The following is an 11,296-nucleotide window of genomic DNA, read 5'->3' on the forward strand; positions in this document are numbered from 1 at the left end:
CTGGACGAGCTGGTGCTCGTCCCTCCCAGGCTCGCCGGCAAGGTCGCCCATGGGCCGTGCGCAGCTGCGCTGCATCCCGCAGGCAGGACCACATGAACAAGAACGGGGCCCGCAGGCCCCGTTCTCGTTGCTCACATCAACCAGGCATCACAGCGGACGCAGGTTGATCTCCACGCGGCGGTTCTGCGCGCGACCTTCGGGAGTGTTGTTGCTGGCGATCGGCTGGCTGGGGCCAACGCCACGGCTGCTGATGCGCGCACCGGATACGCCCTGGTTGGTCAGGTAGGAGGCCACGCTGGAAGCGCGGTCCTGGGACAGGCGCATGTTCAGTTCCAACGAACCTGTGCTGTCGGTGTGGCCGACGATGTCGATGCCATTCTGGTCGAATTCCTTGAACACCTTGACCAGGGAATTCAGGGTCGGATAGAAGCTGCTGGAAATATCCGCCGAGCTGCTGGCAAAGGTGATGTTGCCCGGCATGACCAGCTGCAGGTTGTCACCGTTACGCACCACCTGCACACCGGTACCGGTCAGCTCCTGACGCAGACGCTGCTCCTGGCGGTCCACATAGTAGCCGTACCCGCCGCCCGCGGCGCCGCCGACCGCAGCACCGATCAGGGCTCCCTTGGCGCGGTCCTTCTTGCTGGAGGTAGCGGCTCCGATTACCGCGCCGGCCACGGCGCCGGTCCCACCGTAGACGCCGGCCTTGCCTGCCTGACGCTCGCCGGTATAGGGGTTGTTGGTACAGCCAGCCAGCAGCGCCACACAGGCGGAAGCGGCAACCAGTGCTTTGATCTTCATACGCTTTTCCTTGATTCACAAATCATCGTCACCGCAGCGTCCGGAAGGTGGGACGCACTGCGGCAGGGGTTGGACCGCACGAATCGGTATTTTATCCCGTTGCTGCCATTATGGTTGATTCATCCGCGAATGAAAGGATTCTCGCGGATCTCGTCACCAATGCGGGTATCCGGGCCATGCCCGGTCACCACCACGGCATCCTCGTCCAGGGTGTACAGCCGCTGGCGGATCGAACGCTTGATCTGCGCATAATCACCGCCCCACAGGTCGGTACGGCCTATGCCCCGGCGGAACAGGGTGTCGCCGGCAATCAGCAACCTGGCTTCGGGGAACCAGAAGCTCATCGAACCCGGTGTGTGCCCCGGGGTGTGCATGGCCACCCCACACCCGCAGGCCAGTTCCTCGTCGTCCTGCAGCCACTGGTCCGGCGCCGGCACCGGTTTGTAGGGCACACCGAACATCCGGCACTGCATCTCCAGGTTGTCCCAGAGGAACTGGTCATTCTTGTGCAGGTGCAGGGTCGCCCCTGTGGCCTTCTTCATTTCGCCCGACGCCAGGAAGTGGTCCAGATGGGCATGGGTGTGGATGATGCTGACCACCTTCAGACCCAGCTGGTCCAGCCGATCGAGGATCAGCTGATGATCACCGCCCGGGTCCACTACAATGGCCTTTCTGGTGACAGGGTCACCGATGATGGTGCAGTTGCACTGCAGCGGGCCGACCGGGAAGGTTTCGCGGATGAGGGTGGGGCTGAGAGTGTCCATGGTAGTCCTTGCGTCTATTTGCATGCGCGTGAGTATGCCAAATCAACACATAGAAAGCCTCCGTCCTAAGCGGTGGCTCGACTTGGCCCCCAATAACTGGCACGGCTGCTCGACTGCGTAGGTCGCGGCTGATTGAGCAAGTGATGCACATGCGCCAAGAAGGAGGGCCAAAGTGATGGCCCCTCGCCCCCCCTTCCTGAGCGAAACAAGGTACATTAATGCCGATCGAGAGTGACTATCGAGAACGACAGCAAGTTACCCTATAGCGAAGCAGAATGGCTAAAGGCAGCACCTGCGGCATTTCGGGTATCCAGTTTGGTGGCGGGAAAACAAACTTTATGGCGCAGGGAGTGCAGATGACGCAAACTTATCCGAAGCCTTGGAAAAGCTACCAGGAACAGCTCGACCAGTTGATCGCTCGCGGTATGACCGTCACGGACAGGGACAAAGCATTAGATTATCTGGAGCGCATTGGTTACTACCGTCTTAGCGGTTACTGGTTTGCCTTCCGCGAACGGACGGAGTTGTGTTGCCCGCTTGATCCACACACGGGAAAACGGCCAAGGAAGACTTCATTCGTCATAACAAGGAAAAGTACGGTCTCCCGTTAGCCGTCTGGGTCGTTTGTGAAGTATGGGATTTCGGCACGCTGTCCACGCTATACGATGGTATGTCCGAAGCAGACCAGGATGCTATTTCGTCACAATACAACATCAGTAATGGCCGCATCTTCGCCAGCTGGCTGCGCAGCCTGAATTATCTGCGCAACGTATGCGCACACCATAGCCGCCTCTGGAATCGCAACATCGTGGATCAGCCGAAACTACCACCAGTTACTCAAGTACCCTCACTGGCACCGTTTCATAACGACCCTCAGCGGCAAGCTCGGCCGTTCATGCTGCTCTGCATGACGCAGCACCTGATGAAGATCATCAATCCATCATCGAGCTGGGGAAAACGACTGAAAGCGTTGCTGGAAGGAGAATTTCCGGGGCTGGCACACCTGAATCTTGGGCTGGACCGGATGGGCGTGGACGATGACTGGAAGACGAGAGACTGGTAAATCGCAGGCAATGAAAAACCCCTGAGCAATCTCAGCGCCGGGGCGCATCAACCGACAGGGGCCGTGTTGCAGACAATTATAGGCAGCTACGCCATTGCGTCAACCGCCATCTGGCGTATTAATCCAACCGATGCTCGTCCAGCTGCTCAGCGCCCGCTGCGCTCGGCCAGGTAGGCCTGGATCGCCCCGGCGTCCCCGGCAAACTCCACACGCTCGGCCTTGCTCTCGCGCTGATAGACGTACATGGGGTCGTAGTATTCGCCCAGCAGCCCCTCAATCCATCCGCGGTGCAGTTCCACCTCGCCGCTGCGGGCCTGCTCTTCCAGCGCCTGCTCCATCAGCAGCCGCAGCCGTGCGTGGCGTTCGCCACCCAGCCGCTTGCGGATATTGTCCAGACTCTGCAGCAGCCGCTGGGAAAACAGCGCGAAGCCCTGCTCGGCGCCGTGCACGCTGTCGAACTCAGCGGCCAGGTCGATCACGTAGTCGCGCAGGATGCGCTGGACCCGGTTGTCGAAGCTGTCTTCCAGCCAGACGATGGGAAAGCGCTGCATGCCCTGGGTCAGAGACAGCGGCAGGGAACAGGCACCGATCAGCCGGCTCTCGTCCTCCAGCACGAACTGGCTCTGGCCGCGGGCACGCCGTTTGAGCAGGTCGATGGCCAGGCGGTTCTCGAAGTCGATCTGCCCGGGCTGGCCGGTGGCCCGCTTGCCGAAGCTGGAGCCACGATGGTTGGCATGGCCTTCCAGATCGATACTGTTGTCCAGTGCGGCAATCACCTCGGTCTTGCCGGTGCCTGTCATGCCACCGACGATGACGAAATCGCATTCGACCACGGCCCTGTCCGTGGTCTCGATCAGGAAGGTCCGCATGGCCTTGTAGCCACCCACTACCCGGGGGTACTCGATGCCCGCTTCCTGCTTCAGCCACTGCTGCACTATCTGCGAGCGCAACCCGCCGCGGAAGCAGTACAGATAACCCTGGGGATTGGCCCTGGCAAAGGCGGCCCAAGCCTCGACCCGCTGCTCCCTGGTCGCACCGGAGACCAGCTGGTGCCCCAGCTCGATGGCCGCCTGCTGGCCCCGGTTCTTGTAGCAGGTGCCGACCTTCTGCCGTTCGATGTCGGTCATCAGGGGCAGACTCACCGCAGTGGGAAAGGCGCCCCGGGCAAATTCCACCGGCGCGCGCATGTCCATCATGGGCACGTCATCGAGAAACAGCTGGTGATAGTCCTGGGTATCCGGGCGCATCAAAGTACCTCGACGGCGTGGTCGCGACGCTCGACCAGTCGGCCGATGGGCGCCAGCTGCAGGCCCAGCTCAGTGGCCACCGCGAGAAATTCCTGCTCGCCCTCCGGCGCCACCGCCACCAGCAGCCCGCCACTGGTCTGCGGGTCACACAGCAGGTTGCGCTGCTCGTCGGAGATGGGCGCGACCCGGTCGCCGTAGCTGTCGAAGTTGCGCAGGGTGCCACCGGGGATGCAGCCTTCGGCCAGGTAGTAATCCACACCGGGCAGGCGCGGCACGGCGGCAAAGTCCAGCTGCGCCGTCAGCTGCGCACCCTCGGCCATCTCCACCAGGTGGCCGAGCAGGCCGAAACCGGTGACATCGGTCATGGCGCGAACGCCGGTCAGCTTGCCGAAGCGTGAACCGGGTCGGTTCAGGGTGCACATCCAGTCCCGGGCCAGGCCCGCATCCTGCTCGCGCAGTTTCGCCTTCTTCTCGGCGGTGGTGAGGATGCCGATGCCCAAGGGCTTGGTCAGATACAGCCGGCATCCGGCGGTGCCGGTGTCGTTGCGCTTGAGATACTGTTTTTCCACCACGCCGGTCACCGCCAGTCCGAAGATGGGCTCGGGGGCGTCGATGGAGTGACCGCCGGCCAGGGGAATGCCGGCGGCGTCGCAGACCGCCCTGCCGCCGCGCATGACCTCCCGGGCCACTTCCGGCGGCAGCACGTTGACCGGCCAGCCGAGGATGGCGATGGCCATCAGCGGATCGCCGCCCATGGCGTAGATGTCACTGATGGCATTGGTGGCGGCAATGCGGCCGAAGTCGAAGGGGTCGTCGACAATCGGCATGAAGAAGTCGGTAGTGGATACCACGCCCCGTTCTTCATCCAGGGCATAAACCGCCGCATCGTCGCGGGAGGCGTTGCCTACCCACAGCCGCGGATCGAGGTTCTGCGCCCCACTGCCGGCGAGGATGGTTTCCAGTACCCTGGGGGAAATCTTACAGCCACAGCCGGCTCCATGGCTGTACTGGGTCAGGCGGATCGGCTCGCTCATCGGCACTCTCGGCAGAAAAAAGTCAGGCCGCAGATATTAGCAAAGCTGCGCTTTGCCCTCACCCTCCGTATAATTGCCGCGCTCTTTCACCAATCAGCAGCGGCGGTCGTCCGGCCACCCACTACTGAATTTTTTCCGCCATTGAACCGGAGAACTTTCCATGCTCAAACGTACCCTCGCACTGACCAGCGCCCTGGTCCTGTCGCTGACCGCCCTGGCCAGCCAGGCGGCCGATGTCCTCAGGGTCAGCGCCATCCCCGACGAAGCACCGACCGAACTGCTGCGCAAGTTCCAGCCGCTGGGCGCCTACCTGGAACAGGAACTGGGCATGAAGGTGGAATTCGTACCTGTGGCCGACTACCCGGCGGTGGTCGAGGCGCTGGCCACCGACCGGCTGGACATGGCTTGGCTCGGCGGCTTCACCTTCGTTCAGGTTTACCTGAAGACCGGCAATGCCGTTCCGCTGGTCCAGCGCGAGCAGGACGCCGAGTTCACCAGCAAGTTCATCACCGCCAACCCAGAGGTGAACGCGCTGTCCGACCTCAAGGGCAAGACCTTCGCCTTCGGCTCGATCTCCTCGACCTCCGGCAGTCTGATGCCGCGCTACTTCATGCTGCAGGACGGCATCCAGCCGGAGAGTTTCTTCAGCCGCATCGGCTACTCCGGCGCCCATGACGCCACCGCTGCCTGGGTTCAGGCCGGCCGGGTGGACGCCGGCGTGCTCAATGCCAGCGTCTGGGACAAACTGGTCGCCAACGACAAGGTGGATACCAGCAAGGTACGGGTATTTGCCACCACCCCCACCTACTACGATTACAACTGGACAGTGCGCGGCACCCTGGATCCGGCTCTGGCAGAGAAGATCAAGCAGGCCTTCCTCGCTCTGGATCCGGCCAACCCGGCACACAAGGAAATCCTCGACCTGCAGGCGGCCAGCCGCTTCATCGAGACCGAGCCGGCCAACTACAAGGGCATCGAAGAGGCTGCCCGCGCCGCTGACCTGCTGAAATGAGCCTGCGCCTGTCCGGCGCCGGTCTGCAGCACGGTAATGGGGTCTACGCCCTGCGGGGGGTGGACCTGCATATCGCCGCAGGCGAACGGGTCGCCATCATAGGACCATCCGGGGCCGGCAAGTCCAGCCTGTTGGGGATCATGGCCAGCGCACTGCGCCCGACCAGCGGCGATCTGCAGTTGCTGGAGGAGGATCCCTGGCGGCTGTCGTCCCGGGCACGGCAACGCCTGCGCTCACGTATCGGCCTGATCCATCAGGCGCCACCCCTGCCACCGCGCCAGAGGGTAGTCACCGCGGTACTGGCTGGGCGGCTCGGTCAGTGGGGTCTGGGCCGCAGCATGGTCAATCTGCTGCATCCGCTGGACATTCCCGGCGCCCGGGCGGTACTTGCCCAACTGGATCTGGCTGACCGCCTGTTCGCCCAGTGCCAGCAGCTGTCGGGTGGGCAGCTGCAGCGGGTGGGCATTGCCCGCGCCCTCTATCAGGACCCGAGCCTGCTGCTGGCGGATGAGCCGGTCTCGGCCATGGACCCGGTGCTGGCCGACCATACCCTGCGCGTACTCTGCCGCCATGCCGAAAGCCGGGGCGTGACTCTGGTCGCCAGCCTGCATGCGGTGGAACTGGCACTGGCGCACTTTCCCCGGATCATCGGCGTGCGCGCCGGGCAGATCGCCTTCGACCGGCCCGCGGGCGAGGTCGACCCCGAGCTGCTGGATGCCCTCTATGCCAATGAGCAGCTGGTATCCCCGCCCCTGCCCACGGCCAGCATGGAGCTGCAGATACCCCGATGCTGACCCGCGACAGCCGAGATCCCGCCGCCCTGCCGCGGCTGCTGCTGACCGCTGTGGCCCTGGCCCTGCTGTGGCCGGGCATCCAGCTCGCCGAGCTGGATCTGGGCGTGCTGCTGGCTGCCGACAGCCAGAGCGAGATGGGCCGCTTCGTCGCCGCTTTCTGGCCACCGGCGCACGCCCCCGATTTCCTGCGACTGCTGCTTGATGCCACCTTGCAGACCCTGGCGATCGCTACCGCCGGCATGGCCCTGGCGCTGGTGGTGGCGATTCCCACCGGGCTGCTGGCCAGCCGGGCCCTGTCCCTGTCCGCTGCCTCCCGGAGCGGTCGCCCCGGCGTGCTGGGCCAGGCGCTGCGCTGGCCGGTGCGCGCGCTGCTGATTTTCCTGCGCAGCGTCCCGGAAATCGTCTGGGCCCTGCTGTTTGTCCGCGCCGTGGGCCTGGGCCCCACCGCCGGCGTACTGGCGATTGCCATCACCTATGCCGGCATGCTCGGCAAGGTCTATGCGGAGATCTTCGAGTCGGTGGACCGCCGGCCGATGCATGCCCTGCTGCAGGCCGGCGCCGGGCGTCTGAGCGCCTTCTGCTACGGCATACTGCCCAACGCCGCCGCCGAGCTGACCTCCTACACGGTGTACCGCTGGGAATGCGCCATCCGCGCCTCGGTGGTCATGGGCTTTGTCGGAGCCGGTGGCCTGGGCCAGCAGATCGACCTGTCCCTGCGCATGTTCGCCGGTGACGAGGTTGCCAGCATGCTGCTGACCTTCCTGCTGCTGGTACTGCTGGCCGACGGCCTGAGCCGGGTGCTGCGCGGGAGGCTGGCATGAGGCGGACGGTCAACCTGCTGTTGCTGCTGGCCACGCTGGTCGCCGTGGTGGCCTCCTTTGTCTATCTGGGTCTGGACCTGCTGTTCCTCGGTCAGGCCGACAACCTGCGCCAGATGGGTGCCTACGCCGCGCGCTTCCTGCAGCCGGATCTGAGCCAGACACAGCTGCTGGCGGTGGGTCGCGGTGCGCTGGAGACCTTGGCCATGTCCGCCCTGGGCACCCTGCTGGCCGCCCTGCTCGGCCTGGCATTGGCGCTGCCCGCCGCCGGCCGTTTCGGCTGGCCGGCCCGGGCCCTGGTGCGGCTGGTGCTCAATGCCCTGCGGGCCATACCCGAGCTGGTATGGGCGGCGCTGATGGTACTGGCCGCCGGACTGGGCCCCAACGCCGGCACCCTGGCGCTGGCCCTGCATACCGCCGGAGTGCTCGGGCGGCTGTTTGCCGAAGCCCTGGAGAACACCCCCACCGCCCCGGCCGAGGCCATCCGCCTGCAGGGTGGCGGGCAGATCACGGCCTTTTTCTACGGCACCCTGCCCAACCTCTGGCCGCAACTGCTGGCCTATACCCTGTACCGCTGGGAGAACAACATCCGCATGGCCAGCGTGCTGGGCTTTGTCGGTGCCGGCGGTCTGGGCCAGATGCTGTATATCAGCCTGAGCCTGTTCCAGGAGGCCCAGGCCAGCACCGTGATCATCGCCATGTTGCTGCTGGTGCTGGCCGTGGATGCCCTCAGTGGCTGGAGCCGCCAGCAGTGGGTGCGCGGCGCCTGAGGCGGGGACGGGGGAAAGATCGGGCCATTAGCTGACTGGCGGCCTGCGGAAGCGGGCCGATCCATGTACAATTGGCCGTTTTTTGGCCAGAACCGGCCGCTACGGATCCCTTCCCATGACTGCACCCGCTGAACAAGGCCAGCTCAAACGCGGCCTGTCCAACCGCCACATCCAGTTGATCGCCCTGGGCGGCGCCATAGGTACCGGCCTGTTCCTCGGCTCGGCGGGCGTCATGAGCAGCGCCGGCCCATCGATGCTGCTGGGTTACGCCATCGCCGGGTTCATCGCCTTCCTGATCATGCGCCAGCTCGGCGAGATGATCGTCGAGGAGCCGGTGGCCGGCTCCTTCAGTCATTTCGCCCACCGCTACTGGGGACCCTTTGCCGGCTTCCTGTCGGGCTGGAACTACTGGGTGCTCTATATCCTGGTCGGCATGGCCGAACTGACGGCGGTGGGCAAGTACGTGCAGTACTGGTACCCGGAGATTCCCACCTGGGCCACGGCGCTGGCCTTCTTCGTGCTGATCAACCTGATCAACCTGACCCACGTGAAGGCCTTCGGCGAGGCGGAATTCTGGTTTGCCATCGTCAAGGTCGGCGCCATTGTCGGCATGATACTGCTGGGGCTGTATCTGCTGGTCTCCGGCGCCGGCGGCGAACAGGCCAGCGTCAGCAACCTGTGGACCCACGGCGGCTTTTTTCCCAACGGCATCGGCGGACTGGTGGCGGTGATGGCTGTGCTCATGTTCTCCTTCGGCGGTCTGGAGCTGGTGGGCATTACCGCGGCCGAGGCGGAGAACCCGCGCAAGTCCATTCCCAAGGCCATCAACCAGGTGGTGTACCGCATCCTGCTGTTCTATATCCTGGCGCTCGGCGTGCTGCTATCGCTGTACCCCTGGGACAGCCTGGTGCAGACCCTCACCTCGGGCGACGATGCCTACGCCCGCAGCCCCTTCGTGCAGATCTTCTCGCTGATCGGTAGCGATACCGCAGCCCATGTGCTCAATTTCGTGGTGCTGACCGCAGCGCTGTCGGTGTACAACAGCGGCGTCTACTGCAACAGCCGGATGCTCTATGGTCTGGCTGAACAGGGTGACGCCCCGCGCCTGTTCCTGCGCCTCAACCGCCGCGGCGTGCCGGTGATGGGTATTCTGATATCGGGGCTGATCACCCTGCTGTGCGTGGCGCTGAACTATGTACTGCCCGAGGGTGCACTCATCATCCTGATGTCGCTGGTGGTGGCGGCGCTGGTACTGAACTGGGCGATGATCTCCCTGTCGCACCTGATGTTCCGTCGCAGCATGCAGCAGCAGGGCGTGACCCCGACCTTCCGCGCGCTCTGGTCGCCCTTGGGCAACTGGCTGTGTCTGGCCTTTGTCGGCTTCATCCTGGTGGTCCTGCTGCTGGACAGCAGCACGCGGCTGTCGGTCTTTGCCCTGCCGGTGTGGGTGATGGTGATAGGCATCTGCTATCTGCTCAAACGCCGCGCGGCCTGAACTACCGAGGACGAGCTGGTGCTCGTCCCTCCCGGGCGGGTTCACCGCACTCCGTCAGCCGCGCCAGCTCCCCGGGAACGTCGAGCACCAGCTCGATGGACGGAGCCGCCTGAGCCACCGCGGACGAGCGGGCTCAAGCTCCCTGGTACTCGGCGCCGTCGTCGGCCAGCTTCTGCACTACCAGACTGCCGATGATGTCGCCTTCCACGTTCACTGCCGTGCGCACGGTATCCAGCAGCCGGTCGATGGGCAGCAGTATGGCGATGGCCTCGGCCGGCAGCCCCACCGCCTGCAGCACCATGACCATGGTCACCATGCCCGCGCTGGGAATACCGGGGGCGCCGGAAGAGGCAATCATGGCGGTCATGAAAACCACCAGTTGCTGGACCAGATTCAGCTCGATGCCGATCAGGTTGGCCACGAAGAGCGCGGCGGCCGCTTCATAAAGGGCAGTGCCGTCCATGTTCACCGTAGCGCCCATGGGGATCACGAACCCCGCGATGCGTCGCGGTACGCCCAGGTTCCGTTCGGCGCAGCGCAGGGAGACCGGAATGGTCGCCGAGCTGGAGCTGGTGGCAAAGGCAGTAATCAGCGCCTCACGGGAGCCACGAAAGAACCACAGCGGCGAGCGCCGGGTCACCGCGTAGAGGATGCCCGGTAGCACCACTGCGCCGTGAAACAGGGTGGTACCGAACACCAGCACAATGAAGCCGAGCATGCTCATCAGCAGCGTCACGTCCTGCTCCGCCACCAGGCGAGTCAGCAGAGCCATGATGCCCAGCGGCGCCAGCCACATGATCCAGCTGATGATGCGCAGCAGCATGTCGAGCAGCTCCTGCATCATTTGCAGTATGGTCTGGTAGCGCTGCCCGCCGGCCACCAGCGCCACGCCGACAAAGATCGCAAAAACCAGCACCGACAGGATGTCACCGTTGGTGAAGGCCTCGAAGGGATTCTTGAACAGTCCGGTAAGGAAGTGGCGGAAGAACTCCGGCATGGTCATCTGCCGGGCTTCGAAATCCTGCATGGCATCGGCGAACATGGCCAGCGACATGCCTGCTCCGGGCCTGAACAGGTTGGCCGCCACCAACGCGACCAGCATTGCGGCGGCGGTGGTAAAGGCAAAGAACAGCAGAGTGGTGATCCAGACCCGGTGGACCTGATGGTGGGCCTGCAGACTGGCCACACCCACCACGATGGAAGTGAAGATCAGCGGGATGAGCACCATCTTCAACAGGCCGACAAAGACCGCACCCGTCAGCGTACTGGCATAGAGCACCCCGCCACGCAGGCCGGCATCCTCGGGAAGCAGGCCGATCAGCCAGCCGACGAGAACACCGATGGCAGCGGCAATGAAGATCAGGCGGTTGAGACTGGGCACGGCGCTTCTCCTTGATAACCAGTGCGCAAGCATACCTCAGGTAGCCGTGGTCGGCAGGCGTAGCGCAGGTGCGCTACACCCCGGGTGGGTCAGCATTGACGTAACGCGCTGGCCACT

12 protein-coding genes are annotated in these 11,296 nt (G+C 64.3%); 7 read left to right on the forward strand and 5 right to left on the reverse strand.

Annotated features, from left to right (window positions below; translation table 11 throughout):
* Positions 1-147 precede the first annotated feature (147 nt).
* Together VF673_RS12020 and VF673_RS12025 are read right to left on the reverse strand one after the other, a co-directional pair.
* A complete protein-coding gene (locus VF673_RS12020) occupies positions 148-801 on the reverse strand; it encodes an OmpA family protein (protein WP_440292121.1) in 654 nt (217 codons plus the stop codon).
* A 119-nt stretch (positions 802-920) separates the two neighbouring features.
* On the reverse strand, positions 921-1,565 hold the full coding sequence (locus tag VF673_RS12025) for an MBL fold metallo-hydrolase (protein ID WP_440292122.1): 645 nt from the start codon (positions 1,563-1,565) through the stop codon (positions 921-923).
* A 275-nt stretch (positions 1,566-1,840) separates the two neighbouring features.
* Between VF673_RS12025 and VF673_RS12030 the strand changes: the two genes are divergently transcribed.
* Both VF673_RS12030 and VF673_RS12035 read left to right on the forward strand, forming a co-directional pair.
* The gene (locus VF673_RS12030) at positions 1,841-2,176 is read left to right on the forward strand and encodes a hypothetical protein (protein ID WP_440292123.1); all 336 of its coding nucleotides are present in this window, start codon (positions 1,841-1,843) and stop codon (positions 2,174-2,176) included.
* Entirely contained in the window at positions 2,140-2,628 is a 489-nt protein-coding gene (locus tag VF673_RS12035; RefSeq protein WP_440292132.1) for an Abi family protein, read from the forward strand. Before VF673_RS12030 ends, VF673_RS12035 begins: the two co-directional genes overlap by 37 nt.
* A 146-nt stretch (positions 2,629-2,774) precedes the next feature.
* On the opposite strand, the gene mnmH is transcribed toward VF673_RS12035, so the two are convergent.
* Both mnmH and selD read right to left on the reverse strand, forming a co-directional pair.
* Positions 2,775-3,875: a tRNA 2-selenouridine(34) synthase MnmH gene (gene mnmH / locus VF673_RS12040; protein ID WP_440292124.1), complete on the reverse strand. Its 1,101-nt coding sequence runs from the start codon at positions 3,873-3,875 to the stop codon at positions 2,775-2,777.
* On the reverse strand, positions 3,875-4,909 hold the full coding sequence (selD, locus tag VF673_RS12045; RefSeq protein ID WP_090541030.1) for a selenide, water dikinase SelD: 1,035 nt from the start codon (positions 4,907-4,909) through the stop codon (positions 3,875-3,877). Before selD ends, mnmH begins: the two co-directional genes overlap by 1 nt.
* Before the next feature lie 160 nt (positions 4,910-5,069).
* On the opposite strand from selD, the gene VF673_RS12050 reads away from it, so the two are divergent.
* From VF673_RS12050 to VF673_RS12070, 5 genes are all read left to right on the forward strand, one after another.
* Positions 5,070-5,921 (forward strand): putative selenate ABC transporter substrate-binding protein, encoded by an 852-nt coding sequence (locus VF673_RS12050; protein WP_440292125.1) that lies wholly within the window; start codon positions 5,070-5,072, stop codon positions 5,919-5,921.
* Entirely contained in the window at positions 5,918-6,715 is a 798-nt protein-coding gene (locus VF673_RS12055) for an ATP-binding cassette domain-containing protein (protein WP_273124108.1), read from the forward strand. The genes VF673_RS12050 and VF673_RS12055 overlap by 4 nt, the downstream gene beginning before the upstream one ends.
* On the forward strand, positions 6,709-7,536 hold the full coding sequence (locus tag VF673_RS12060) for a PhnE/PtxC family ABC transporter permease (protein WP_440292126.1): 828 nt from the start codon (positions 6,709-6,711) through the stop codon (positions 7,534-7,536). The genes VF673_RS12055 and VF673_RS12060 overlap by 7 nt, the downstream gene beginning before the upstream one ends.
* Positions 7,533-8,303, forward strand: coding sequence for a phosphonate ABC transporter, permease protein PhnE (gene phnE / locus VF673_RS12065; RefSeq protein WP_090541045.1), 771 nt, complete (start codon positions 7,533-7,535; stop codon positions 8,301-8,303). Before VF673_RS12060 ends, phnE begins: the two co-directional genes overlap by 4 nt.
* A gap of 115 nt (positions 8,304-8,418) precedes the next feature.
* Positions 8,419-9,798 carry an amino acid permease gene (locus VF673_RS12070; RefSeq protein ID WP_440292127.1) on the forward strand — a complete coding sequence of 460 codons (1,380 nt, stop codon included), beginning with the start codon at positions 8,419-8,421 and terminating at the stop codon, positions 9,796-9,798.
* Between the two features lie 133 nt (positions 9,799-9,931).
* On the opposite strand, the gene VF673_RS12075 is transcribed toward VF673_RS12070, so the two are convergent.
* Positions 9,932-11,179 carry a dicarboxylate/amino acid:cation symporter gene (locus tag VF673_RS12075; RefSeq protein ID WP_440292128.1) on the reverse strand — a complete coding sequence of 416 codons (1,248 nt, stop codon included), beginning with the start codon at positions 11,177-11,179 and terminating at the stop codon, positions 9,932-9,934.
* Positions 11,180-11,296: the final 117 nt, after the last annotated feature.

The organism is Halopseudomonas sp. Lyrl_26 (assembly GCF_051948695.1).
Taxonomy (GTDB): domain Bacteria; phylum Pseudomonadota; class Gammaproteobacteria; order Pseudomonadales; family Pseudomonadaceae; genus Halopseudomonas; species Halopseudomonas formosensis.